Origin of the sequence: Flavobacterium sp. UBA7682 (assembly GCF_002482945.1) — a bacterium.
In the GTDB taxonomy this organism is placed as follows: Bacteria; Bacteroidota; Bacteroidia; order Flavobacteriales; family Flavobacteriaceae; genus Flavobacterium.
In genome coordinates this window covers 19,479-46,348 of record NZ_DLGY01000046.1, presented here as the reverse complement: position 1 = coordinate 46,348, position 26,870 = coordinate 19,479, and the positions used below count along the sequence as shown (strand labels likewise).

Genomic DNA, 26,870 nt, shown 5'->3' with positions numbered 1-26,870 from the left:
AATGGATGCCAACAACCTGACCAAAGAATACACTAATGGCGAAGTGACTATCGTGTGGCAATCGGGAAAATGCATACATTCTGCCAATTGTGTTCGCAACAACCCTGATGTCTTTAAACCTAAGGAAAAACCGTGGATTATTGCCGAAAACTCAACTACTGAGAAGATTATTGAAACTATCAAAAAATGCCCGTCGGGCGCTTTAACCTATTACTTAAATAAACCACAAGATGACTAAAAAAATACTGGCTTTTGGCGCTTCAAACAGCAGCGACTCTATCAATAAACAATTGGCATCTTATGCCGCGAAACAGTTTAAAAATGCAAGTGTTGATCTTTTAGATTTAAACGATTACGAAATGCCTATTTATTCCAAAGACCGCGAAAAGAAAGACGGCTTTCCGCAATTGGCGCACGATTTTTACCAAAAAATTGGTGAGGCCGATTTTATTCTGATTTCGTTTGCCGAAAACAACGGCAATTTTACTGCGGCATTTAAAAACATTTTAGATTGGACATCGCGTATCAACAGCAAAACCTTTCAAGAAAAACCATTGCTTTTATTGGCAACTTCACCAGGAGCGCGTGGTGGCGGAACCGTTTTGGATATTGCTGTAAAACGAATGCCTTTTCAAGGAGGAATTGTAAAAGGTAGTTTTTCCTTACCCAGTTTCAATGATAATTTCAAAGAGGGAAAAATCACTAATGAAACGCTCGACAGTGATTTAAAAAAAATAATAAAAGAAATCAATCTATAAAAAAAGCCCTAACTGTTCGTTAGGGCTTTTTATTATTTATAAGCTTTATTGTCAAATCGGGTAACATCAATAACTTTTTCTTCATCAATATCAAACGAAATTTCGACACTATCTCCCACAACTGTAATAGGCAATTCACCCGAAACTTGTGTTGAACCCACAAAAATACTTGGATAGTCTTTTACGGTAAAATAATAAAAACTATTCCCGTTTTTTACATCATTTTGGATGCGCGTAATAACCGATTGCAAACTCTTTTTGGCATCCGAAACACCCGGATTAATCTTATTCCCGGAAGAATTATAAGCGCTCTTAAAAGCGGTTAATGTTTCTCTCATCGAGTTTCCTACCCCTACGATGGTATAATCATTAATAGCTACCATAGCATACATTTTCACCAATCCGCCATCGTCTTTGAGCGTCATTACATAGGTAGGAATGTTGTTTATATTATACGGAATTGGCAATGAAGCCGAATATCCCTTTTCCTGCACTTTACCTTCTGCCGACTGTTGAGCGGCATACTCAGTAGCACCGCTTTGTTTGTAGAATGTAGTTTCTTTGGTTCGGGTATCTACCAAAACAAACCCAACAGCGCTTTCATCACTACCCACAGAGGTCAATCCGGTGTACCAATAGGAACGGTCATTTTTTCCATAAACCAAAGTCAGACCTTCTGTAATTTGCAACTTATCTCGGTTGGAAAAATTCCAATAGCCATTGATTAATTCTCCCCAATCATTTAATTGTTCCTCAATAATTACAGCCGGTTGAATTCTATCAACCCAAGCCGGAGTTGCTGCAACAGCATATTCATTGATAACACCGGTTTGCGCATCAACTACAATTACTCCGGTTGCATTCTTCCCCGAAAAACCAATTTCTTTTTGGTAGGTTGAAATGACCCAATAGGGATTGCCTGCTTCATCAACTTCAAAAACAAAATCTTCTAAGCCAGCAGTAGCATATCCATTAAAGTAGACATGTCTGTGAATATCACTTTGAAAATAAGCCGAAGGTTGGTACTTGATGTGAATCGGTTTATTATTGACAGATTCCACCAATCGTACATCTCGTTCATTTGTTGCCGAAACCATCACGTAACCCGGAGTTCCTTCAGAATTATTGAACCATTTAAAAAAACCGGAATGCAACAAAGGCGCAATCCAAAACAATTCGTTATTTACTTTTTGAATCGAAAATTTACCGAGTTGAATTTGACTACCCAAAGCCGGTTGTGAACCAATGATTTTTTCTCCTAACAAATAAGCTAAATTCTGGTCAACCACTCTGATTTTATCCATAGAAATGGGGGCGATGTGCTTGGCTATTTCGTTTCCTTTCTTCACTTCGCCAATCATTTTTTGGTACTTTGAAGCATGTAAAAAGGTAGCTGATGTAACTAAAGGCAATATTGTTAAATAAGCCAACACCAATGCCATGAAAAAAAGCATCCATTTTCTTGGTTTTTGTTTAACTATAAACTTCTTTTGAGCAGCGTCGGTAGTAATTCCGAGTGAAGATAAAAACAACAATAGTAAAAGGAGTAAAAGCAAAATCCCAATGCTGTAGAAACCATAATTGAGTACAGGCATGGTTAAATAAATCAGTAAAAAAAAGAGGATCACAAAAAGTAGGTTCTTTTTCATATTTTTTGGTTTAAAAGGTTTCCTATTTGACGTAAGAAAGTAGAAGAAAGTTACAATTTTAAATGAGATGTTCTTTATTTAATAGTTATCCTTATTTTTGTCTTCTAATTTTATTCAAATGAAAGCATATGTATTCCCTGGTCAAGGCGCTCAATTCACCGGAATGGGCAAAGACTTATATGAAAATTCAGCTTTAGCAAAAGACTTATTCGAAAAAGCCAATGAAATATTAGGTTTCCGAATTACAGATATTATGTTTGAAGGAACAGCCGAAGCATTAAAAGAAACCAAAGTGACGCAACCGGCTGTATTTTTACACTCGGTAATCTTGGCTAAAACTTTAGACAATTTTAAACCTGATATGGTCGCGGGGCATTCACTTGGTGAGTTTTCAGCATTGGTAGCCAATGGTACTTTGTCTTTTGAAGACGGCTTGAAACTGGTTTCGCAAAGAGCCATCGCCATGCAAAAAGCTTGCGAAATCAAACCCTCAACGATGGCTGCGGTTTTAGGTTTGGATGATAAAATTGTGGAAGACGTTTGTGCCACTATCGACGGCGTTGTTGTGGCGGCGAATTACAACTGTCCCGGACAATTGGTGATTTCGGGCGAATTCTCAGCAGTAGAAAAAGCTTGTGAAGCAATGAAAGCCGCTGGTGCAAAACGTGCTTTATTGTTGCCTGTTGGTGGTGCTTTCCATTCCCCAATGATGGAACCGGCTCGTGAAGAATTGGCTGCCGCGATTGAAGCAACAACTTTCAATACACCGAGTTGTCCGGTATATCAAAACGTAACGGCGAGTGCAATTTCTGATGCTAACGAAATAAAGAAAAACTTAATCATTCAATTAACCGCTCCGGTAAGATGGACACAATCGGTACAACAAATGGTTAAAGACGGCGCGACTAGTTTTACTGAAGTCGGACCCGGAAAAGTCTTGGTTGGTTTGGTTAATAAAATCGACAGAGAAGTGGAAACCCATTCTGCCTAACCTCAAAAAATTGAAAACTCCGATAAAAACATCGGAGTTTTTTTATGCTATCTTTGTTTTAAAGAATTCCATATTCATGAATTTAGATTTACGAATAGTTAACGTAACCCGATATATTACGCCTCTTCGCGAAGGTGGTTCGCTTCCGGCATTGGCAGAAGCGGATGACGATTTTAAATATGTTTTGAAATTTCGCGGTGCCGGTCATGGTGTTAAAGCTTTGATTGCCGAATTTTTAGGCGGCCAAATTGCAAGTTATTTGGGTTTACCTGTTCCCGAATTGGTTTTTGCCAATTTAGACGAAGCCTTTGGCAGAACAGAAGCCGACGAAGAAATTCAGGATTTGTTGAAGTTCAGTCAGGGTTTGAATTTGGGTTTGCATTATTTATCCGGCGCGATTACTTATGATGTGGCGACCAATGATTGCGAGGCGTTATTGGCTTCGAAAATCGTTTGGTTGGATGCTTTTATTACTAATGTTGATCGAACGTTTAAAAATACCAATCTCTTAATTTGGAAAAAAGAATTATGGTTGATTGACCACGGAGCCGCTTTTTATTTTCACCATTCTTGGGACAATTGGAAAGCCAATGCAGTTTCGCCATTTGCTTTGATAAAAGACCATGTTTTATTGCCAAAAGCAACTCGATTGGACGAAGTAAATACCGAATTCACCACAAAATTAAATGATGCGATTCTGAAAGAAATTGTAAATCAAATTCCGGAAGATTGGTTACAATGGGAAGAAGGCGTCATATCTCCTGACGACATAAAAGAAGTCTATTTTCAATTTTTAACCCTCCGATTGGCGAATGCTGATTTATTTTTAAAACAAGCGCAAGATGCACGAAAAACACTTATATGAATACGCCGTTATTCGTGTTGTGCCCAAGGTAGAGCGCGAAGAATTTATCAATATCGGATTGCTGCTTTTTTGTAAAAGGCAAAAATATTTACGGATTGAGTATCATATCGTACCCGAAAAAATCCAGTCGATTTGTGCTGAATTTGATATCAATCAATTAAAGGAAAATGTAGAATCCTTTGTAAAAATTGGTCAAGGAAAAAAAGATGGTGGACCAATTGGCGCTTTCGAAATTTCGGAACGTTTCAGATGGTTAACAGCTGTTAAAAGTTCGAGCATACAAACTTCTCGACCGCATTCAGGATTTAGTATTGATTTAGATGCTACTTTCGAAAAATTATATGCTGAATTAGTGTTATAAATAAATTTCCATGGAAAAAATTATCGCTTTACTTGGCAACATTCAAAATATCAAAGTCATTTCAAAGGAAATTGATTATACTGATTATATCGCTTTGGATTTATCGGTGACCAATGAAAATTTGGCAAACCAAAAACTAGCTACTGCGAAAGATTACCAGCAATACATTCAAAACTATTTAGAGAGTAACAAAGCTAAAATCGCTTTTGGCGGCTACATTGAACACCGAAATTTGTACCAAAGAAGTACGGTTTTCAAAAATGAGAATACCGACGAACGCAACATTCATATTGGTTTGGATTTATGGATCAACGAATCGGCTCCTATTTATGCGGCTTTGGATGGAAAAATTCACAGCTTTCAAGACAATTCGGCTTTAGGTGATTATGGCCCGACAATTATTTTGGAACATGAAATAGAAGGTTTCAAGTTTCATACTTTATATGGCCATTTGAGTTTGGACAGCTTAAAAGACAAAAAAGTTGGTAACTTTGTGCAGCAAGGAGAACAAATCGCTAGTTTAGGTTTACCTCCGATTAATGGAGATTACTCTCCTCATTTGCATTTTCAAATCATTATCGATATGGAAAATAAAACCGGTGATTATCCCGGAGTTTGCAGTTCAAAAGACTTGGCATTTTATTTGAAAAATTGTCCTGATCCTAATTTGCTATTAAAAATTAACTAAATCAAACATATACTCATGAGAAAAATAATCTTATCATTCGCTTTAGTCGCTTTACTTGCCTCTTGTAAAGACGAAACCAAAGAAAAACTGGATGCGGCATCAGACGCTGTAACTGAAGAAGTAAAAGAAACTATTGATTCAGCCAAAATAAAAGCGGAAGCCAAAATAGATTCTGCTAAAATAAAAGCCAAAGCTGAAATAGACAGTGCCAAAATAAAAAGCGCTAAAAAATTAGAAGAAGCAGCTGAAAAATTAAAAGAATCTGCAAAATAACAAAATCGAAATCCTCATCAAAAATGAGGATTTTTTTTATTTAGCTTGCTTCGTCAGTTCGCTATTGCTCGTGCCGCTCTGTTCGGCTTTAGCTTTGCTCAGTTCGCCTTTGGCTCGTGTGCCTCGGGCTCGCTTATAATTGGTAATGAATACACCTAAAATAATCAAAACAGTTGCAATTAAAAAGTCGCGTGTAATTACCTCATCTAACAACAACCAACCTAAGAATACTGCAATAATAGTATTGATATAATTCAGCACCGAAACCTGAATAGCGGTCACTCTTTTCAACGCATAATGATAAGCAAAAAAAGCAATCACCGAACCAAAAACAGAAAGGTATAAAGTGGCCAAAATGCTTCTCGAACTCCAAGCATCGAAATCTACATCCGGATTGATAATTAGCGCTAAAGCATATTGAACTATGGCTGCAATAGAGAATTGATAAAACAAATTCAACGCAATATTGTTTGATTTGTGTGTATGCATTTTGGTGTAAATCGTTCCGGCAGACCACGAGAGAATTGCAATACTTAAAAAAAGAATACCGGTTTTATAATTGGGGTCCAAAATATCACCCAAACCTTCTCTGAAAATAAAAACCACACCCAGAAAACCAACAATTACGCCCAGAAAACCCTTGAGTGTAGCCTTTTGTTGACCAATCATCGTTCCTCCTAAAAAGACAACCAATGGCGACAAAGCACTCAATATTGAAGTCAAGCCACTCGAAACACTTTGCTCCGCTATGGTGGTAAAACCATTGGCTAAGACAATCATTAAAATCGCCGGTATGAATTGGAGTTTGAAATTTTCCCATCCAATCCAAGCCAACTGTCTTTTGTAAAGTAAAATAACTAAAACTATCAAAGCCGCTAATCCTTGTCGTACTGAAGTGATATACCAAGGTTGCATCGTTTCAACCGCAACTCTGATGCCCAAATAAGTTGTACCCCAAACTACCGCTACTATAAATAGACAGAAAAGTAATTTAAAATCGGGTTTTTCACTCATGTAATACAGACATTGATTACGACAAGGTAATCTGTGTTTTTAGGTCTTAACTTCTAACTTTTTGTTCCCATTTCCAAGCAGAAGCCAAAGCGTCTTCTAAAGACAATTCCGTATTCCAACCTAAAATCTCCCTTGCTTTATCGGTATTGGCATATGCCTGAACTACATCGCCTTCTCTTCTGTCAACAATTTTATATTGTACTTTTTGACCTGATATTTTTTCGAAAGCATGAATCACTTCTAAAACCGAACTTCCTGTTCCGGTTCCTAAATTAAACGTTTCAACTTTCTCCAAATTTTGTTTGTCCAACAAACGCTGTAAAGCTACAACGTGAGCTTTTGCCAAATCAACTACATGAATATAATCGCGAATACAAGTACCGTCAACCGTTGGGTAATCATTCCCAAAAACCGATAATTCTTTACGCAAGCCAATCGCTGTTTGTGTAATAAATGGCACTAAGTTTTGTGGAACACCTAACGGCAATTCTCCTATTTCAGCACTTGGATGCGCTCCGATTGGGTTAAAATAACGCAATAAAACCGAACTCAAATTGGTTACTCTGGCAACGTCTTTGATAATTTCTTCTCCTATTTGCTTGGTGTTTCCATAAGGCGACATTGCGGGTTGAACGGAAGCATCCTCAGTGATAGGCATAGTTTCGGCTTGACCGTAAACTGTACATGATGAACTGAAAATGAAATTAGCTTGTGGTAATGCTATCAGTTCTTGCAATACATAAACCAACGTATTGATGTTGTTTTCGTAATATAGTAAAGGATTTCCAACACTCTCACCTACGGCTTTTGAAGCGGCAAAATGAATCAAACCAACAGTATCACTGTGTTTTTGAAAGAAATTTTGAACCGAGCCTTTTTCTCTTAAATCGATATTTTCAAAAAATGGTTTCTTTCCGGTAATTTTTTCGATACCATCTAAAACTGAAATAGAAGCATTTGATAAATTATCAATTACTACTACTTCAAAACCTTGATTCTGTAATTCTACAACCGTATGTGAACCTATAAATCCTAAACCACCTGTTACTACTACTTTCATATTTTGTTTAGATTATAGAAAATAGACTAAAAGATGATAGATGTATATCCAAATCAATTGTCTATTATCTAATTGTCTATTATCTCTTATCTTCTAGATATTCTAAAACGCTATCGGTGATGAATTTGATTTGCTCATCGTCTAATTCAGTATGCATTGGCAATGAAATCACTTCTTTTACCAATTGATTGGTTACCGGAAAATCCTCTTCTTTGTAACGCGAATCCAAATACGCTTTTTGCGAATGCAACGGAATAGGGTAATAAATCGCACACGGAATACCTTTAGCCAATAAATGTTCCATCAAACCATTTCTATCAGCATCGATAATTCTTAATGTATATTGGTGGAAAACATGGCAATCACAATTATCACAAATCATTGGCGCAATGATGTTTTTATGCCCTTCAAAAGCCGCTGAATATTTACGAGCTGCATCCTGACGCGCTTTTCCGTAAGCATCTAACAACGGTAATTTGGCGTTCAAAACACCGGCTTGAATACTATCCAAACGTGAATTTACGCCAACAACATCATGGTGATAACGCACATACATTCCGTGATTTACTATTCCGCGAATTTTGTGTGCCAATGCATCGTCGTTGGTAAAAATTGCTCCACCATCTCCATAACAACCTAAATTTTTGGAAGGAAAAAATGACGTAGAAGACACATGTCCGATAGTTCCGGCTTTCTTTTTGCTTCCGTCAGAGAATTTACAATTGGCACCAATCGCTTGAGCATTGTCTTCAATTACGTATAAATTGTGTTCGTTGGCAATCGCCATAATCGCTTCCATATTCGCAGCGCGACCAAACAAATGTACCGGCACAATTGCTTTAGTTTTCGGTGTAATCGCTTTCTTAATCGCTTCTATCGAAATATTCATATTCACAATATCAACGTCAACTAAAACCGGAGTCAATTGCAACAAAGCAATCACTTCAACGGTAGCAGCGAAGGTAAAATCGGCTGTAATTACCTCATCGCCGGGTTTTAAATCCAAGCCCATCATGGCAATTTGCAAAGCATCGGTTCCGTTGGCACATGGAATCACATGTTTTACGTCTAAATATTCCTCTAAATTCTTTTGGAATTCATGAACCAATGGTCCATTTATGTAAGTTGTAGTATCTAAAACCTCCTGAATCGAAGCGTTAACTGTATCTTTTATTTTTTCGTATTGACTTTTTAAGTCAACCATTTGAATTTTTCTCATCTTCTAAAAAATTATGAGTAGCAAAAGTAAGAAATTCTGAAGTAGAATTTCATCTTCCGTAAAAGAAACGTATTTTAGCGCATCAAATTTTTGGGGATGTTTTTTTTATATAATGTTTTACTGGTTTTGGCGTCACAACTCGTGAAAATATTGGCACTTTTCAGTCCCAAAATAAAGCTGTTTGTCAATGGAAGAAAAACCGTTTTCGAAACTTTATCGGCTAAAATAAATCCGAAAGACAAAACCATTTGGTTTCACGCTGCTTCATTAGGCGAATATGAGCAAGGTTTACCCGTAATGGAAAAAATCAAAAAAGAATTTCCAAATCATAAAGTAATCTTGACGTTTTTTTCGCCTTCCGGTTATGAAGTTCGGAAAAACAATACGATTGCTGATGCTACCGTTTATTTGCCTTTGGACACCAAATCAAATGCCGAACAATTCCTGAAACTCGTTCATCCCGATTTGGTTTTCTTTATCAAATATGAATATTGGCCCAATTATTTGAACGAATTGAAAAAAAGGAACATCGAAACCTATTTAATTTCTGGAATTTTTAGAGAAAAACAAGCCTTTTTCAAATGGTATGGTGGTTTTTACCGAAATGCTCTGAAAACCTTTGAGTACTTTTTTGTTCAAAATGAAAGTTCGAAAAAACTGCTCCAATCTTTGGGCTACCAAAATGTAAAAATCTCAGGCGATACTCGTTTTGACCGAGTGGTTTCGATTTTAGACAGAGACAACTCATTAGATTTCATCAAAGAATTTAAAAATAATACTACGACAATTGTTATTGGAAGTTCATGGCCAAAAGATGAAAGCTTGTTGGTCAATTTCATCAATCAAGCCGATAACAATGTGAAATTCATCATTGCGCCACACAATATCAAAGCCGAACAAATTTTGGAATTGAAAAAATCAATTACCAAGAAAACGGTTTTATATTCGGAATACGTAGAGACGCGATTAATCGCGTCTCTACAAGAAAATAATGTTTTCATCATAGACACCATCGGTATTTTAACCAAAATTTACAGTTATGCTGATATCGCGTATGTTGGCGGCGGTTTTGGTAATCCGGGCGTTCATAACATATTAGAACCGGCGACTTTTGGTATTCCAATTGTCGTTGGCCCTAATTATTCCCATTTTGCGGAAGCGACTGCTTTGGCCAATATGGAAGGTTGTATTTCGATAACGAATCAAAACCAACTTAACGATGCTTTCGACAATTTGATTTTGAATGATGACATTCGTCATGAAAAAGGACATATTTGTGAAACTTTCGTGCAAATGAATAAAGGCGCAACGGATGTGATTTTAAAACATATTTGTAACAAATAAAATAAAAACAAACTCATTACTTTACTTCAAACAAACTACACTATGAAACTTTTAAGATTACTGCTACTACTTTTAGTATTTCAGGTACAAGCGCAACAAGGCGGCATGTGGATTCCTTCGTTATTGAAAGGAATGAACGAAAGCGAAATGAAAAATCTGGGCATGAAAATCAGTGCCGAAGATATTTATTCTGTAAACAAATCCAGTTTAAAAGATGCTGTTCCTCATTTTGACGGTGGTTGTACGGCGGAAGTTATTTCGGACAAAGGATTGATTTTAACCAATCACCACTGTGGTTATGACAACATTCAAAGTCATTCAACCGTTGAGCATGATTACCTAACCAATGGTTTTTGGGCCTATAAAATGGAAGAGGAATTGCCAAACAAAGACTTATTTGTAACCTTTATTATTCGCATAGATGATGTTACTGAAAAAGTGCTTTCCGGAGTTGCCTCATTGACTTCAGAAGCGGATAAACAAAAAAAGATAAAAGACAATATCGCTGAGTTGAGCAAAACTTCTCCCAAAGAATCTTGGCAAGAAAACAGCATCAAGACTTTCTATGACGGAAACCAATATATTTTATTTGTAACGGAGACCTTCCGTGATGTTCGTTTGGTTGGTGCGCCACCTAGTTCTATTGGAAAATTCGGTTCCGATACGGATAATTGGGTTTGGCCTCGTCATACCGGAGATTTCTCTTTGTTTAGAATTTATGCTGACAAAAACAATCGTCCGACTACTTATGCTGCTGATAACGTGCCTTACAAGCCTAAATACTTTTTTCCTATTTCTATCAATGGATTAAAGGAAAATGATTTCACTATGGTTTTAGGTTTTCCGGGAACAACCCGAGAATACTTACCTGCCGTAGCGGTTGAACAAATTGTAAACACATTAAATCCTGCTAAAATAGAAGTTCGCGACGCTACTTTAAAAGTGCAAAATGAATTCATGCGAAAAGACAAAGCCATTAAGATTCAATATGCCGCTAAGAACTCTTCTATATCTAATGCGTGGAAAAAATGGATTGGAGAATCCAAAGGTTTGAAAAAAGCTAATGCAGTAGCAGCAAAAAGACAATTTGAGGCCGATTTTCAAAAGAAAGTGATTGCTGCAGGAAAGCAAGCAGAATACGGAAATTTATTGGCTGATTTTGAGAAAAACTATACTGAAATAAACGACTATGCTTTGGCCAGAGATGTCTTTACAGAAGTCGCTTTGCGAAATACTGAAATACTGAATTTAGGTTACAAATTGTACCAATTAGAACAAATTTACAATACCAAAGGTGAGCAATCCTTCAACGACAGAAGAAACAATTTAATCAATGGATTAGGTGATTTCTATAAAGACTACAACACTACCATTGATGAAAAAGTTTTTGAAAAAACCATTGGCATTTATGCTAATACTTACCCAAAACAATTCTTGCCAAGTACTTTTGAAAATATAAATGCCGCCGTTTTAGCTAATGAAGTATTTACCCAATCGCAATTGGTTACCTATGAAAAAGTCAAAGTATTACTAACCGGCGATAGCAAAACCGTATTAGAAAGCCTCAACAAAGACAAAGGATTTCAGGTTGTAAAAATTATGGCAGACAATTATTTGAAAACTGTAGCGCCAAAATATGATGAAATCAATTTGAGGATAACTGCAACGCAACGAACTTATATGAAAGCCATTTTGGAATTGAGTAAAAAATCAGATAGAATTTTCCCGGATGCCAACAGTACATTCCGCGTAACTTATGGCAAGATTAAAGGCTACAAACCTAATGACGGTGTCATTTACGAACCCTTTACCTATTTGGATGGTGTAATCGAAAAGTACATTCCCGGTGATTATGAATTTGATGTTCCCCAAAAACTAATTGATTTATACAATACCAAAAACTATGGTAATTATGGCGTAAAAGGCAAAATGCCAGTCGCCTTCATTGCAACCAATCATACCACCGGCGGAAATTCCGGAAGTCCGGCACTTGACGCTAATGGAAATTTAATTGGCCTAAATTTTGACCGAGTATGGGAAGGAACGATGAGTGATATTTTTTATTCTCCTGAAATATGCAGAAACATTATGGTTGACATCCGCTATGTACTATTTGTGGTAGATAAATTTGCCGGCGCTGAGAATTTAATCAAAGAAATGAAGATCGTTGCACCAAAGAAAAAATAAAGAAATTAAGCAACTCTTAAGTTTTGGCATGATTGTTGTTAAATGAAAATCGAAGCAAAATAGAGATTTTTAAAAAAAGTTAAAATAAAAGTTTTTCCAAATAAAAAAATTTATATCTTTGCTCCGAATTAATAATTAACCTTTTATAATTAAGTAAGATGAAAAAAGTATTTTTAAGTTTAGCTGTTGTTGCTGCATTAACTGTAGTATCTTGTAAACAAGCTGATGCTGCTGCTGAAGCTACTGCTGACACAACTGTTGTTGCTGAGCCAGCTGCTGACACAACTACTGTTGTTGCTGACACAACTGCTGCTGACACAACTGCTGCTGCTCCAGCTACTGAAGCTCCAGCTGCTAAGTAATTTTAAATTACAGTAAGAAATTAAGCCACGCAATGCGTGGCTTTCTTTTTTTTATACAAGTTCTAAAACAAACCTCTTCCTAATCTTTATACATCTGAGAAAATAGAATCTCCGGCAGAAAAATCCAATATTTCTGCTTTAGAAGCATACTTAATAATCTCATCAATTCCCTTTTGCATCATCAATTCTGTAGAATACTTTCTGCTGACAGCAAAAACTTTTTCTTCATTCATCAATTTAAAAAAACATTTTCCTTTAGCCGTTTTAAACCTGAGGAAGCGATGTGAATCCACAGAAACTCTAAAAACCTCTATAGCTTCTTCACACTCAAATCGGAGTTCATAATCGGCACTGGTAAAAATTGTCTTCCCTTTTCTGGAGACAAACTCAAATTTATAGAAGTCATTTAATCTTTTAGTGATAACAAAAGTGCCCATACAACATTTAAAAGGATTTGAAATAAAAAAGTCTCTAATTTTCGTTAGAGGCTTTTGCTTTCACAGCAGCTTCGAAGTTACGAAGTTGAATCGGTATAAAACAATTAAACTTATTAAAAAATCAAACCATAGCGCATAAAAAAAGCCCCTAACAAAGTTAGAGGCTTTTGTACTCAGAGCGGGACTTGAACCCGCACGAACATTGCTGTTCACTGGATTTTAAGTCCAGCGTGTCTACCAATTTCACCATCCGAGCGTATAGATGTTGAGCGAAAAACGGGGCTCGAACCCGCGACCTCGACCTTGGCAAGGTCGCGCTCTACCAACTGAGCTATTTTCGCATTTCAAATTTTGTAAGAACGGCAACACTTGTACTGTATTGCGGATGCAAATGTAATACTTAAATTCAATTATGCAAACCTTTTTTTGAAAAAAACTTTCTAAAAATCTAATTCCCTGATTAGCAAAATCAAGCGACAAGCTTATTTTTTCAATAACATTCTTTTCAACTCATTTAGCTTCATTAAAGCTTCCACCGGCGTCAAAGTATTGATGTCTAAATTCAAGATATCTTCTCTGATTTCTTCCAATAAAGGATCATCCATGCTGAAAATATTGAGCTGCATTTCGTCTTTTGAAGATCTAATTGTATTGAGTGCGTCGCTGGAATGATTTTTCTCTAATTTTTTCAAAAGCTTTTGCGCTTTCTGAATTACCATTTGAGGCATACCGGCCATTTTGGCTACATGAATACCGAAACTATGTGCGCTACCGCCTTTAACCAATTTTCTGATAAAAAGCACATTGTCTTTTAACTCTTTTACCGAAACATTATAATTCTGAATTCTCGGCAGCAATTCGCTCATTTCATTTAACTCGTGATAATGTGTAGCAAATAACGTTTTTGGCCTTGCAGGATTTTCGTGTAAAAATTCAGCGATTGCCCAAGCAATAGAAATTCCGTCATACGTACTCGTACCACGACCGATTTCGTCTAACAATACCAAACTTCTATCTGAAATATTATTCAAGATGGAAGCCGTTTCATTCATCTCCACCATAAATGTTGATTCACCCATCGAAATGTTATCGCTGGCGCCAACTCTGGTGAAAATTTTATCGACAACACCCATTCTGACCTTCTCTGCAGGAACAAAACTTCCCATTTGCGCCAGTAAAACAATCAAAGCCGTTTGTCTTAATATTGCAGATTTACCAGACATATTCGGCCCGGTAATCATAATGAGTTGTTGTGTTTCTCTGTCTAAGAAAACATCATTAGCCACATAAGGAACGCCAACGGGTAATTGCTTTTCAATCACAGGATGACGACCATTATTAATTTCTAATTCAAATGTATCATCCAAAATCGGACACACGTAATCATTTTCTATAGCCAATTGCGCAAAAGAAGTCAAGCAATCCAATTGGGCAACCAAATTAGCATTCAACTGTACTTGTTTGATATAAGTACCAATCCAAATCACGAGTTGTTCAAACAAATGGCTTTCGATTTGGTGGATTTTTTCTTCGGCGCCGAGAATCTTAGTTTCGTATTCTTTTAACTCTTCCGTGATGTATCTTTCAGCATTGACTAAAGTTTGTTTTCTAATCCATTCGGGAGGAACCTTGTCTTTATGTGTGTTACGGACTTCTATATAATATCCAAAGACGTTATTAAAAGAAATCTTCAAAGAAGTAATTCCGGTGCGCTCTGATTCTCTTTTCTCAATACCTTCTAAATATTCTTTCCCCGAAAAGGCAATGTTGCGCAGTTCGTCTAATTCGGGATGAATTCCTGTCGCGATTGCATTTCCTTTGGCAATTGAAACCGGAGAATCTTGATTTAGAGTGGCTTTTATTTTTTCGCGAAGCAAATCGCAAGCATGCAAATTGTCGCCAATAACACGAACGGCTTCTTGTTTGCTTTCGAGTGCAATAGTCTTTATCGGAATAATAGCGTCGAGAGATTCTTTCAAATAAACCACTTCACGTGGTGAAATTTTTCCGGTAGCGACTTTTGAAATCAAACGCTCCAAATCGGAAATCTGTTTGATTTGGTATTGCATTTTTTGAAGAATTTCTTGATTTTCCTTCAAATAAGTAACGACTTCATGACGACTTCTAATCTTATTAATATCTTTCAAAGGCAAAGCCAACCAGCGTTTCAACAATCTTGAACCCATTGGCGAAAGCGTTCGGTCAATCACATCCAAAAGCGTTACGGCATTTTGAGAATGACTATGGTATAATTCTAAATTTCGAATGGTAAATCGATCCATCCAAACATAAGCATCTTCGGCTATGCGTTGGATATTAGTAATATGTTGAACTTTGTTGTGTTGCGTTTCTGATAAATAATAAAGAATCGCACCTGAAGCAATGATGCCATCGGGTAATTCTTCTACACCAAAACCTTTTAAAGAATTGGTTTGAAAGTGATTCATCAAAGTTTCTACCGCATAATCTTCTTTATAAACCCAATCTTCAAGGTAAAACACATTAAAATCTTCGCCAAAACTTTCTTTGAATTGACCTTTGTTGTTCTTTTGAATCAAAATCTCACTCGGACTAAAATTCTGCAAAAGCTTATCAATGTATTCCTCATTGCCTTGAGCTGTCAGGAATTCTCCGGTAGAAACATCTAGAAAAGCAACACCCAATTGCTTCTTTCCAAAATAAATTGAAGCCAAAAAGTTATTCGACCTAGAATTTAAAACTTCATCGTTCATCGAAACACCTGGTGTTACCAATTCGGTTACACCGCGTTTGACAATAGTTTTTGTCATTTTAGGGTCTTCCAATTGATCACAAATGGCGACACGTAATCCCGCTTTTACTAATTTTGGCAAATAAGTATTTAAAGAATGGTGTGGAAATCCCGCCAATGCGGTTTCTGTTTCCGAACCTGCGCCACGTTTGGTTAAAACGATACCGAGTATTTTAGAAGCACGAATCGCATCTTCGCCAAAGGTTTCATAAAAATCACCTACTCTGAACAACAAACACGCATCGGGATACTTTCTTTTTATCTCGTTGTATTGCTTCATTAAAGGCGTTTCCTTGGGTTGAATCTCTTTGGCTGACAATGGAATTTTGATTTAAATTTATAAGAAAGCGAATTTAAATATTTTAGCTCGAATAGCCGACGCAAAAAAAATTAATTTAATATTAAGGTAAAAAAAAGGGCTCGGTTTTATATTTTAGATAGATTTGCTACAGAAACTTAAAAACATTATAAAATGAAAAAAATAATTTTACTTGCTGCCTTAGTTACTTTTGGCGTTACCACTTCTAATGCTCAAACAGCCAAAAAAGCAGTTAAAAAAGAAGCTTCGAAAATTGACGCTCCAAAAGTAGACGGACCGGGAATGTTATTCGAAAACGAAACTATCGATTACGGAACTATTCCTGCTAATTCTGACGGAAAAAGAGAATTTGTATTCGTAAACAACGGAAACAAACCTTTAATCATTGAAAGCGCACAAGGTTCTTGCGGATGTACTGTACCAACAAAACCGGAAAAAGCAATTCAACCGGGAGAAAAAGGATCAATTGGAGTTAAATATGATACTTCAAGAGCCGGACAACCTTTTACTAAAACAGTAACTATAAAATCAAACGCTGTAGGTCAAGAAACTAAAGTTCTTACTATTAAAGGTAATGTATTGCCTGCTGAGACTAAAGTTGAGCCTATAAAAAGTTAATTATACTTAATTATAAATTCGAAAAGTCCCGATTTAGTCGGGACTTTTTTTTTGAATATCTTTGTCAAAAAAAATAAATGCGAAAGCTTGAAAATAAAGAGTTAGAACGAAAATCAGTCGCCGACTTTAAGGAAGCCGAAAAAACACCTGTCACAATCATTCTTGATGACATCAGAAGTCTACACAACATTGGTTCAGTTTTCAGAACCGCTGATGCTTTTCTGATTGAAAAAATATACCTCTGTGGCATTACCGCCATTCCTCCTCACAAAGAAATTCACAAAACAGCCTTGGGTGCTACAGAAACAGTTGCTTGGGAATATCATAAAGAAGTAACTCACGTAATTGAAAATTTAAAAAAAGACAACTTCGAAGTCTTTGCTATTGAACAAGTAGAAAATGCTGTTTTTTTACAAGATTTTGCCATAGAAAAAGAAAAAAAATATGCTTTGGTTTTCGGCAATGAAGTCTATGGTGTATCTCAAAAAGCAATTGAGCTTTGTGATGGTTCAATTGAGATTCCGCAAATTGGAACTAAACATTCTTTAAACATATCTGTTAGTGCCGGAATTGTCGTTTGGGATTTGTTCCAAAAAATGAAGTTTTAAAGCGATAATTTACTTTTTAAGATAATTTTATAATAAAAAAGGTCAGTATTTGATTATTTTTATGGCCATGAAAAAAAAACTGATTGCCTTTTTATTATTAATGTTCTGCTCTTCATCTTTTGTTTTTGGGAGCGTAAAAACTTCATTGTGTAGTAAACAAACCACCAATATTGCACCAATATTAATAGCGACCGGAAACCAAACCTATTGTCCCGGAACTTCAATGAAGATTGTAACCAACATAACCATCACAGATCCTGATGACCCCGGAATAGACGCCATTTACGTTCAAATTTCATCCGGATATGATTTAGGCGATGACACTTTGACTTTGATTGGAAACCATCCGAATATAAGTACGGCCTGGAACGCCACAACAGGAACCTTAACACTATCAGGCATCACTGGACAACCAACATACACAGAACTGGAAGCTGCTATTGAGGATATTGAATTTTCTTCAAATGCTGCGAATCCATCGGGAACAAGAAACTTTTCTATAACGGTTGGTCAAGCCAATTATCTTCCCTCAAACGGACATTATTATTTGTATATTCCCAACATCGGAATCACTTGGTCAGCAGCAAAAGCTGCAGCAGAAGCCAGCACCTATTATGGACTACAAGGGTATTTGGCAACCATAACTTCAGGAGAAGAAGCTCAAATTGCAGGAGAACAAACCACCGGTGCCGGATGGATTGGCGGTAGTGACGAAGAAACAGAAGGCGTTTGGAAATGGATGACCGGACCTGAAATAGGAACCGTTTTTTGGAATGGAAATTTCACTGGTTTCACGACTAATTATGCCTTTTGGAATATTGGAGAACCTAATAATTTGGGCAACGAAAATTACGCACACGTAACCGCTCCTGGCGTGGGCATTACTGGCTCTTGGAATGATTTAACCAATACAGGAACAACAAGCGGCGATTATCAACCAAAAGGCTACATAGTTGAGTATGGCGGAATGCCCGGTGACCCAACATTACAAATTGCAACCAGTTCAACTATGTCAATTGCCGCAATTACTTCAACAACCACAGCTACTCGTTGCGGAGCCGGAACCGTTAATTTACAAGCTGTTTCTAATACCGGAACAGTCAATTGGTACACTACCTCAACCGGCGGAACACCAATAGCTACAGGAAATAATTTCACCACACCAAGTATAAGCTCTACTACCACTTATTATGCAGCGGCCAATTTTAATGGTTGCTCGGATACTTACAGAACTCCTGTTGTTGCCAATGTCACTCCAAAGCCAATATTAACCTATACTTCTCTCCATTATATGTGTGATGAAGCTTATACAATTATTGATGTTGAAACTTCTTCGGGAATCATGTTTTGGTATGATAGTGCAACAAGCACAAATTCCATTTTTCTGGGAACTCATTTTATAGTACCAAATATCCATCAAAACACTACTTTTTATGCGGAAGCTAATTTTAGCAATTGTTTATCAGATAGAGTTCCTATTCAAGTAAATGTGTATGCAACACCAATCCTTTCTGACGAAACCATTGACCTATGTGAAAATGATGTTATTACCTTAAGTTCCGGAAATCCCGGAATGAGTTACCTTTGGTCAACAGGCGAAACAACCCAAACCATTGTCACAACAGGACTTCCAAATTACTCCGTTACCGTAACAACACCGGCGCCTGGAAATTGTTCAAAAACCAAAACCTTCACTATTAATTATAATCCTGAACCTGTAATTTCAAGTATTGATACCGCAGATTTACAAGTAACCATCAACACCTCACAAAGTGGTGATTTTGAGTATTCTCTTGACGGAATCAATTATCAGAGTTCTAATGTTTTTATGGTAAATGAGGGCGGAATGTATATCGCTTATGTCAGAGAAACAAATCAATGTGGTGCGGATCAAAAACCATTTGTAGTTATCTCAATTCCAGATTTTTTCACACCAAACGGAGATAATATTAACGATACTTGGTCAATCAAAGGTGCCAATTTCTACGCCAATGCAGAAGTGAGAATTTTTGACAGATTTGGTAAATTAATTACGGTTTTAAACTATTCTAATTGGGCTTGGGATGGCACTTATAATGGTAAACTTTTACCTTCAACCGATTATTGGTTTGTAGCCAAAATTGACAACACCATGCCCGAAATAAAAGGGCATTTCTCAATGCTGAGATAAAAAAACTATTGAATTTTATTTTTAATTTCCTCCAAAATAAAAACATAATCGTCTTGATTATTCAAAAAATCTCTATTGGTCACGTCTATGATCAATACGTTCAAATCCTTTTGTGATTTGATATAATCCAAATAACCATTATTGATTTTCTCTAGATATTCGGCTGGAATTTCCTGCTCATAACTTCGACCTCTTGTTTTGATGTTTGCCAAAAGTCTTTCGGTGCTTTGGTACAAATAAATATATAAATCGGGTTTGGGCATTTCTTTGTAAATAATATCAAACATCGTTTTATACAACCGGAATTCATCTTCGGCTAAAGTCACTTTAGCAAAAATCAAAGATTTAAAAATGTGATAATCCGCAACGATAAAATCCTTGAACAAATCAAACTGCGCTAAATCATCCGAAATCTGCTGGTATCTATCGGCCAAAAATGACATTTCCAACGGGAAAGCATAACGATTTTGGTCTTCGTAAAATTTAGGCAGAAAAGGATTGTCAGCAAAACGTTCCAAAACGGTTTTCGCATTAAAATCTTCTGCTAATTTATTGGTCAAAGTTGTTTTTCCGGCACCAATATTTCCTTCAATAGCGATGTAGTTAAAATGGTCGAGCTTGATTTTAGCAATAGGAATTTCAAGGCTTTGAACTACTTTGCAATTGCTCTTGTCTTCTGAAAGGACCAACAGTTCATGCAAATATTTCTGTAAAATCGGATGGCGCCAATCTAAGTTTAAGTCACGCATTGGCAACAAAACAAAAAGTCGGTTTTGCATTTCAGGATGAGGCACTTGCAACTTTTCTGAAGCAATAATTTCTTCATCAAAAGCAATCACGTCAATATCAATAATTCGGGCTTGGTAACCGTCATTATCTGCGCGAACTCTTCCCATGGCTTCTTCAAGCAATAACACTTCTTCTAAAGTTTGATGTGCCGATTTATGCGTATTCATCACGACAGCACAATTGTAAAATTTCTCGCTTTCAAAACCCCAAGAAGGCGTTTCATAAAGCTTAGAAACTCGGATTATGGTGCCAACTTCCTTGTGCAAATCATTAATACAACGCTCAATATTTTGGAGACGATTGCCTTGATTAGTACCTAAAGATAAAATGACTTGATGCTGCTTGTTCATAGAAGCACAAATTAACTAAAACTATTTCAGAATAACGGCAAAAACCAACTGACTGTTAATAACAATTTCTCAACAATTCTATTAATCCAAAATCATAAAACTTCTTTAAATAGTAACCATATTATGGCTAAAAGGCATTATTTTTGTTTAGCCAATGCGTAACTAAATCTATCACATCATGTTAAAGAAAATCCTAAAAATAGTCGGAATTGTTTTGTTGTTACTCGTAATTTCCGCTTTTGCGATTCCATATTTCTTTAAAGACCAAATCAAAGCCAAAATTTTAACGGCTATCAATGAAAAAGTCGATGCCAAAGTAGCTTTCGCAGATGCCGATTTGAGTTTGTTTAAAAACTTCCCGAATGCGAGTGTAAATATTGAAAAACTGTCTATCATCAACAAAGCACCATTTGAAGGTGATACTTTAGTGGCTTTTGAAGAATTAAATCTGAAAATGGCTATTGGACAACTCTTCAATAGTGACGACGAACCAATGCAAATTGACGGAATCGATTCTAAAAACGGATTGATTAATATTATTATCAATAAAAATGGTGTTGGCAATTACGATATCGCTCTGAAAGAAGAAAGCAAAGCCAATGACGGTAAAAGCAAACCTCTTTCGCTAAAAATAAAAGAGTATGCTGTGGAGAATTTCAAATTTAAATATTATGATGAAAAGTCAAAAATCAAGTTGGTTTTAGACAGTATCAATCATGAAGGAACCGGAGATTTTGCGGCTTCTAAATTGGATTTGGTCACCAAAACCACGACAAAAGTGTCACTCGACATGGACAAAGTGAACTACATGAAAAATATAGCCATTTCTTTGGATGCCGTTCTCGGAATTGACTTAGACCAAAGCAAATATACTTTCAAAGAAAACAAAGCAAAAATCAACGAATTGCCTTTAGAATTCAATGGTTTTATCCAAATGGTCGATGCCGGACAACAATATGATTTGACATTCAAAACGCCAACTTCTTCTTTTAAAAACTTCTTAGGCTTAATCCCGGCGCAATATGCGGCAAATTTAAAAGACGTGAAAACCAGCGGTGACTTTACGGTGGCCGGTTTTGCTAAAGGATTGCTTTCCGATACTACTGTGCCAAAATTCAACATCGATATTGCTTCCAATAATGCTTCATTCCAATATCCGAATTTGCCGAAATCAGTTCAAAATATTGTCATCGATACCAAAATCATCAACGAAACCGGTGTGATGAACGATACTTATGTGAACTTGGATAAATTATCTTTCCAGATTGACCAAGATGTTTTCAGTGCAAAAGCGAATATTAAAAATATAGCCGAAAATGCTTTGGTAAATGCGGCACTGAAAGGAACAATCAACTTAGGTAACCTGACGAAAGCTTATCCGGTAAAATTAGACAAACCGTTAACCGGAGTTTTAAAAGCCGATGTAACAACGGAATTCGACATGCAATCGGTAGAAAAAAGTGATTATGCCCGAATCAAAAATTCAGGAACGATGGATTTAACCGGTTTCAACTATACAGACGAAAACGGCAAAACGATGAAAATCAGCAAGGCTTTGGTTTCTTTTAATCCAAGTCGTGTGAATTTGACACAATTCAATGCCACTACCGGCAAAACCGATTTAGCCGTAACCGGAGTTTTGGAAAATTTCTATGGCTTTATATTTAAAAACCAAGAGTTGAAAGGAAACTTCAATCTGAATTCGAATCAGTTGGCGGTAAATGACTTTATGACGACCGGAACTGAAACAACTAAAGAAGCTAAAGCCAGCGAGCCAATGAAAATTCCGGCTTTTTTAAATTGTTCTTTAACAGCCAAAGCCAACACGGTTTTGTATGACAATCTAGTGTTGAAAAACGTTTCCGGAAAAGTCATTATCAAAGACCAAAAAGCGACTTTAGAAAACGGTAAAACCGATATTTTCGGGGGTTCAATTGCGTTTAATGGTGATGTTTCTACCAAAGAAAAAACGCCCAAATTCAACATGGATTTAGGATTAAACGGAGTTGACATTCAACAAACATTTACCCAATTGGAGATGATGAAAAAAATTGCACCGATTGCGGGAGTGATTAACGGAAAACTGAATTCAAAAATCAAATTGTCCGGAAATTTAGACGCGAAAGAAATGACGCCTGATTTAAAAAGTATCACCGGGGATTTATTGGGACAATTGCTTTCAACTACAGTGAATTCAAGCAACTCGACTTTATTGACGGCTTTGGACAATAAGTTAGGTTTTGTGGATTTGACCAAATTAAACTTAAACGATTTAAAAGCGGCCTTAACTTTCAAAGACGGAAAAGTCAACGTAAAACCTTTTGATATCAAATACCAAGATATAAAAGCGACTATTGGTGGAACACACGGTTTTGACCAATTGATGAATTACAATGTGAAGTTGGATGTCCCTGCAAAATATTTAGGCAACGACATCAATAATTTAATTGGAAAACTAACTCCGACAGATGCTAAGAAATTTGAAACTATTCCGATAAACGCAATCCTTACCGGGAATTTCAAAAATCCAAATGTAACTACTGATCTCAAACAAGCCACAACGACTTTGGTCAATAACTTGGTCAAACAACAGAAAGATAGACTCGTTCAACAAGGCACTTCAGCACTTGGAAACTTCATCAGCAATAACACCAAGCCAAAGGATACATCGAAAACAACGACACCAAAAGAAGATGTTAAAACCAAAGCCAACGACTTAATCAAAGATTTATTCAACAAAAAGAAAAAAACAGCACCCAAAACGGAACCAACAACGCCGACGCCGACAAAATAAAAAAAGACACGAGCGAAGCGAACTGACGAAGTAAACCCTTTCTCAACAGAAAGGGTTTTTTATTTAAACGTTTATCTTAACAACATAACCTTCAAAAGTTCTAACGTTGAAAACGGTTCCGTCTTCAAACATCAAGTATTGTCCTTTGACACCCGTGAGTTTTCCGGAGAAATTAGGCGATTTGTCTAAACTCAAACTATTCACTTTACTCGGATATTGCAAAACAGGATATTGCAATTCATATAAATCCTCTTTGTTGGGATTGAAAAATTCTTGAACTTCTGCTGGAATTAAATGCTCTAATTTTAATCTTTCAGCCATTAAGTCAACTTCAGGCACATCATTCTTCAACATTTTTTGCCAATTGGTTTTATCGGCATAATGGTTTTTTAAAGCAACTTCGGTAATTCCGGCCAAATAACGATTTGGCACTTCCACTATCGGAATAGCCTGAACAGCGCCTTGGTCAATCCAACGCGTCGGCACTTGGGTTTTCCGGGTTACGCCCACTTTGATTTCACTCGATAAGGCCAAATAAACAATATGCGGTTGTAGCTGTACTTTCTTTTCGTAGGCTAAATCTCGGTCTTCGATGTCTAAATGCGCTGTGCTCAATTCGGGTTTCATAATCCAATCACCTGCTGCGGCTGAGCTCATAAAACAATCATAGCAAAATCCTTGGCGGAAAATCTTTTTCTTTTTACCGCAATTCAAACATTGATAACCTTGAAATGAGATTTCCAATGACTTGTCTAACAATTGGTTTAAGCTCAAAAAACTATTCTCAAACACCAGATAATACTGAATCGGATTGGAGAATTCGGTTTGCATTTTGGTGAGTACGCCTTCGTAAGTCATGCTACTGTTCTGTTTTTTGGATAAAAGTATAATAAAATTAGTATATTAGCGTTATCATTTTACGTCTAACCCAATCTTATTTACCATGAAAAACCTATTCAAAGTTGCCTTGCTGGTTGTTTCATTTGCAACCTTATCTTTTATCACTGCCGAAAAAAAGGAGATTAATATCGTAATTGATGCCGGTCATGGCGGACATGATTTAGGAGCAACTCATGAAGAGGCTCTTGAGAAATCTATCGTAGTCGAAGTCACCAAAAAAATTCAGTCTTTGAACACCGATGCTGATATAAAAATTCATGTCACCAGAACGGAAGACCACTTTTTATCTTTACAAGAAAGAGCAAATTTTATAAACAAAATCAAACCAGATTTGGTTATTTCACTTCATACCAATTCAAACAAAAACTCCACTACCACAGGAATCGAAACCTTTTATTCAGACAAATCTATCGCTGCTTTGAAATCCGAAGAAATGGCCAATAAGTTGAGTGAAGTCATTGCAAAAAACATCCCTTTGAATAATCGCGGTGTAAAAAAAGCGCCTTTTTGGATTTTATCCAAATCAGAAGTTCCTGCTGTAATAGTTGAAATGGGGTTTATCAGTAACCAAAATGACAAAGACTATTTAACCAACGAAAAGGGTCAAAATGAAATAGCCAAAACCATTTTAGAGTTTATTGAAGGGTTAAAATAATAATTCTTAAATCCAAAATATGCTCTATCCAATCATTAACTCTATCGCATCCTGGGTTTTGAAACAACGCATTCATCAGATTGAGTTGTTTCTGAAATACCCGCATGAAGTTCAGGATGAGTTGTTGATGAATTTGATTCGGAACTGTGACGAAACGGTTTTAGGCAAAAAATATGATTTCGAAAGCATCAAGTCTTACCAAACTTTTGCTGAAAGAATTCCGGTTTCATCTTATGAAGATTTGGAGCCATTGATCGAAGAAACACGTCAAGGTTATCAGAATATTTTTTGGAACACACCCATAAAATGGTTCGCCAAATCGAGCGGAACGACCAATGCAAAAAGCAAATTTATACCGGTCAGCAACGAAGCGCTCGAAGACTGTCATTACAAAGCCAGCAAGGATTTATTGTGTATGTATTTGAACAACAACGAGAATTCTGAAATGTTTTTAGGCAAAAGTTTACGTCTGGGCGGCAGTTCTCAGATTTATGAAAATAACAATACTTTCTTTGGTGATTTATCAGCTATATTGATTGAAAACATGCCCATGTGGGCCGAATTCAGTAGCACACCAAGCAATAAAATCTCATTGATGAGCGAATGGGAAAGCAAACTCACCGCAATTATCAATGAAACGAAAACCGAAAACGTAACCAGTTTTGCCGGCGTTCCTTCTTGGATGTTGGTTTTGCTAAATCGAATTTTAACCGAATCCGGAAAAGAAAACATGTTTGAGCTTTGGCCGAATTTGGAAGTTTATTTCCATGGCGGCGTGAGTTTTGAACCTTATCGCGAGCAATACAAAAAGATTTTACCTAAATCTGATTTTAAGTATTACGAGATTTACAACGCTTCCGAAGGCTTTTTTGCCATTCAGGATTTGAATTATTCAAATGATTTGTTGTTAATGTTGGATTATGGTATTTTCTATGAATTTATTCCGATGGATACTTTTGGCACACCCAACCAGAAAATCGTTCGATTATCCGATGTGGAATTGTTCAAAAATTATGCAATGGTGATTACAACTAACGCCGGACTTTGGCGTTACATGATTGGCGACACCGTTCGTTTTACTTCATTAAACCCATACCGAATCAGAGTTTCCGGAAGGACCAAACACCATATTAATGTTTTTGGTGAAGAGTTAATGGTAGAAAATACCGATTTGGCTTTGGCTAAAACTTGTTCGGCTTTACACTGCGAAGTGATTGATTATACTGTTGCGCCGATTTATATGCAAGGCAAAGAGAAAGGTTCACACGAATGGATGATTGAGTTCAAAAAACATCCTGAAAACATTGATTTATTCCAAAAAGCATTGGACGAAAACATACAGTCGGTCAACTCAGATTACGAAGCCAAACGGTACAACAACATGACATTGAACGAACTCAAAATCAATGTCGCTCGAGAAAATTTATTCTATGATTGGCTCAAAGAAAACGACAAACTCGGTGGACAACATAAGATTCCGAGACTTTCGAATCAGAGAGATTATTTGGAACAATTGTTGAATATGCAACACCATGTAAATTCCAAATAAAATCCTGAAACTTCGAAACAAGTAACTTTAAATTTCAATAATCAAATGAAAAAAATCCTCGCAATATTTGTATTAGTTAGCTTTATAACTTCTTGTGGTCCAAAAAGATTGGGTTGCGGTCCGGGACGTTGTGATATTGA

General features: G+C 36.5%; 24 protein-coding genes and 2 tRNA genes. 16 read left to right on the top strand and 10 right to left on the bottom strand.

The annotated features are described in order from the left end of the window. Position 1: 1 nt before the first annotated feature. Both B3C16_RS13965 and B3C16_RS13960 read left to right on the top strand, forming a co-directional pair. Complete coding sequence (locus tag B3C16_RS13965; protein WP_121311859.1) at positions 2-238, top strand: (4Fe-4S)-binding protein; 237 nt, start codon at positions 2-4, stop codon at positions 236-238. After that, complete coding sequence (locus B3C16_RS13960; RefSeq protein WP_291132726.1) at positions 231-758, top strand: NADPH-dependent FMN reductase; 528 nt, start codon at positions 231-233, stop codon at positions 756-758. Before B3C16_RS13965 ends, B3C16_RS13960 begins: the two co-directional genes overlap by 8 nt. Positions 759-790: 32 nt before the next feature. Here the strand turns inward: B3C16_RS13960 and B3C16_RS13955 are convergent, their stop codons facing one another. Further along, on the bottom strand, positions 791-2,407 hold the full coding sequence (locus B3C16_RS13955; protein WP_121311861.1) for a hypothetical protein: 1,617 nt from the start codon (positions 2,405-2,407) through the stop codon (positions 791-793). Between the two features lie 118 nt (positions 2,408-2,525). Here B3C16_RS13955 and fabD point away from each other — a divergent pair, with 118 nt between their 5' ends. The 5 genes from fabD (at position 2,526) to B3C16_RS13930 (ending at position 5,585) form a co-directional block, all read left to right on the top strand. Continuing rightward, positions 2,526-3,398 carry an ACP S-malonyltransferase gene (gene fabD, locus B3C16_RS13950; protein WP_291132723.1) on the top strand — a complete coding sequence of 291 codons (873 nt, stop codon included), beginning with the start codon at positions 2,526-2,528 and terminating at the stop codon, positions 3,396-3,398. A gap of 76 nt (positions 3,399-3,474) precedes the next feature. Further along, on the top strand, positions 3,475-4,263 hold the full coding sequence (locus B3C16_RS13945) for a HipA family kinase (protein ID WP_291132721.1): 789 nt from the start codon (positions 3,475-3,477) through the stop codon (positions 4,261-4,263). Continuing rightward, a complete protein-coding gene (locus B3C16_RS13940) occupies positions 4,241-4,624 on the top strand; it encodes a DUF3037 domain-containing protein (RefSeq protein WP_291132719.1) in 384 nt (127 codons plus the stop codon). Before B3C16_RS13945 ends, B3C16_RS13940 begins: the two co-directional genes overlap by 23 nt. Positions 4,625-4,634: 10 nt before the next feature. Beyond that, on the top strand, positions 4,635-5,312 hold the full coding sequence (locus tag B3C16_RS13935; RefSeq protein WP_291132717.1) for a peptidoglycan DD-metalloendopeptidase family protein: 678 nt from the start codon (positions 4,635-4,637) through the stop codon (positions 5,310-5,312). A 15-nt stretch (positions 5,313-5,327) separates the two neighbouring features. Beyond that, a complete protein-coding gene (locus B3C16_RS13930) occupies positions 5,328-5,585 on the top strand; it encodes a hypothetical protein (RefSeq protein ID WP_121311866.1) in 258 nt (85 codons plus the stop codon). A gap of 36 nt (positions 5,586-5,621) precedes the next feature. On the opposite strand, the gene B3C16_RS13925 is transcribed toward B3C16_RS13930, so the two are convergent. The 3 genes from B3C16_RS13925 to B3C16_RS13915 all read right to left on the bottom strand — a co-directional run bounded on the left by B3C16_RS13925 (position 5,622) and on the right by B3C16_RS13915 (position 8,878). Beyond that, entirely contained in the window at positions 5,622-6,599 is a 978-nt protein-coding gene (locus B3C16_RS13925) for a DMT family transporter (RefSeq protein ID WP_291132715.1), read from the bottom strand. A gap of 46 nt (positions 6,600-6,645) precedes the next feature. Next, positions 6,646-7,659: a UDP-glucose 4-epimerase GalE gene (galE, locus tag B3C16_RS13920; protein ID WP_291132713.1), complete on the bottom strand. Its 1,014-nt coding sequence runs from the start codon at positions 7,657-7,659 to the stop codon at positions 6,646-6,648. A 79-nt stretch (positions 7,660-7,738) separates the two neighbouring features. Then, positions 7,739-8,878, bottom strand: a complete 1,140-nt coding sequence (locus B3C16_RS13915; protein ID WP_121311869.1) for a DegT/DnrJ/EryC1/StrS family aminotransferase — start codon at positions 8,876-8,878, stop codon at positions 7,739-7,741. Between the two features lie 96 nt (positions 8,879-8,974). Between B3C16_RS13915 and B3C16_RS13910 the strand changes: the two genes are divergently transcribed. The 3 genes from B3C16_RS13910 to B3C16_RS13900 all read left to right on the top strand — a co-directional run bounded on the left by B3C16_RS13910 (position 8,975) and on the right by B3C16_RS13900 (position 12,771). Next, positions 8,975-10,222, top strand: coding sequence for a 3-deoxy-D-manno-octulosonic acid transferase (locus tag B3C16_RS13910; protein ID WP_121311870.1), 1,248 nt, complete (start codon positions 8,975-8,977; stop codon positions 10,220-10,222). 42 nt (positions 10,223-10,264) lie between these two features. Continuing rightward, a complete protein-coding gene (locus B3C16_RS13905; RefSeq protein WP_291132709.1) occupies positions 10,265-12,409 on the top strand; it encodes a S46 family peptidase in 2,145 nt (714 codons plus the stop codon). A 158-nt stretch (positions 12,410-12,567) separates the two neighbouring features. Then, the gene (locus B3C16_RS13900) at positions 12,568-12,771 is read left to right on the top strand and encodes a hypothetical protein (RefSeq protein WP_121311872.1); all 204 of its coding nucleotides are present in this window, start codon (positions 12,568-12,570) and stop codon (positions 12,769-12,771) included. A gap of 86 nt (positions 12,772-12,857) precedes the next feature. On the opposite strand, the gene B3C16_RS13895 is transcribed toward B3C16_RS13900, so the two are convergent. From B3C16_RS13895 to mutS, 4 genes are all read right to left on the bottom strand, one after another. Beyond that, complete coding sequence (locus B3C16_RS13895) at positions 12,858-13,208, bottom strand: DUF1508 domain-containing protein (protein ID WP_121311873.1); 351 nt, start codon at positions 13,206-13,208, stop codon at positions 12,858-12,860. A gap of 170 nt (positions 13,209-13,378) precedes the next feature. Beyond that, a tRNA-Leu gene (locus B3C16_RS13890) sits at positions 13,379-13,464 on the bottom strand. A 12-nt stretch (positions 13,465-13,476) separates the two neighbouring features. Next, positions 13,477-13,549: transfer RNA gene (locus B3C16_RS13885), tRNA-Gly, on the bottom strand. A gap of 141 nt (positions 13,550-13,690) precedes the next feature. Continuing rightward, entirely contained in the window at positions 13,691-16,297 is a 2,607-nt protein-coding gene (mutS, locus tag B3C16_RS13880) for a DNA mismatch repair protein MutS (protein WP_291132706.1), read from the bottom strand. A 153-nt stretch (positions 16,298-16,450) separates the two neighbouring features. Here mutS and B3C16_RS13875 point away from each other — a divergent pair, with 153 nt between their 5' ends. From B3C16_RS13875 to B3C16_RS13865, 3 genes are all read left to right on the top strand, one after another. Further along, positions 16,451-16,915: a DUF1573 domain-containing protein gene (locus B3C16_RS13875; protein ID WP_121311875.1), complete on the top strand. Its 465-nt coding sequence runs from the start codon at positions 16,451-16,453 to the stop codon at positions 16,913-16,915. A gap of 77 nt (positions 16,916-16,992) precedes the next feature. After that, positions 16,993-17,523, top strand: a complete 531-nt coding sequence (locus B3C16_RS13870; RefSeq protein WP_291132704.1) for an RNA methyltransferase — start codon at positions 16,993-16,995, stop codon at positions 17,521-17,523. Between the two features lie 67 nt (positions 17,524-17,590). After that, positions 17,591-19,693: a T9SS type B sorting domain-containing protein gene (locus B3C16_RS13865; RefSeq protein ID WP_291132702.1), complete on the top strand. Its 2,103-nt coding sequence runs from the start codon at positions 17,591-17,593 to the stop codon at positions 19,691-19,693. A 5-nt stretch (positions 19,694-19,698) separates the two neighbouring features. Here B3C16_RS13865 and folK read toward each other — a convergent pair whose 3' ends face one another. Further along, on the bottom strand, positions 19,699-20,832 hold the full coding sequence (gene folK / locus B3C16_RS13860) for a 2-amino-4-hydroxy-6-hydroxymethyldihydropteridine diphosphokinase (RefSeq protein ID WP_121311878.1): 1,134 nt from the start codon (positions 20,830-20,832) through the stop codon (positions 19,699-19,701). 178 nt (positions 20,833-21,010) lie between these two features. Here folK and B3C16_RS13855 point away from each other — a divergent pair, with 178 nt between their 5' ends. Continuing rightward, positions 21,011-23,626 (top strand): AsmA-like C-terminal region-containing protein, encoded by a 2,616-nt coding sequence (locus B3C16_RS13855; protein ID WP_291132699.1) that lies wholly within the window; start codon positions 21,011-21,013, stop codon positions 23,624-23,626. Positions 23,627-23,689: 63 nt separating this feature from the next. Here the strand turns inward: B3C16_RS13855 and B3C16_RS13850 are convergent, their stop codons facing one another. Next, positions 23,690-24,484 carry a DUF2797 domain-containing protein gene (locus B3C16_RS13850; protein WP_291132697.1) on the bottom strand — a complete coding sequence of 265 codons (795 nt, stop codon included), beginning with the start codon at positions 24,482-24,484 and terminating at the stop codon, positions 23,690-23,692. Positions 24,485-24,569: 85 nt separating this feature from the next. On the opposite strand from B3C16_RS13850, the gene B3C16_RS13845 reads away from it, so the two are divergent. Next, complete coding sequence (locus tag B3C16_RS13845) at positions 24,570-25,181, top strand: N-acetylmuramoyl-L-alanine amidase (protein WP_121311881.1); 612 nt, start codon at positions 24,570-24,572, stop codon at positions 25,179-25,181. 19 nt (positions 25,182-25,200) lie between these two features. After that, positions 25,201-26,730, top strand: coding sequence for a GH3 auxin-responsive promoter family protein (locus B3C16_RS13840; RefSeq protein WP_291132694.1), 1,530 nt, complete (start codon positions 25,201-25,203; stop codon positions 26,728-26,730). Positions 26,731-26,870 lie beyond the last annotated feature (140 nt).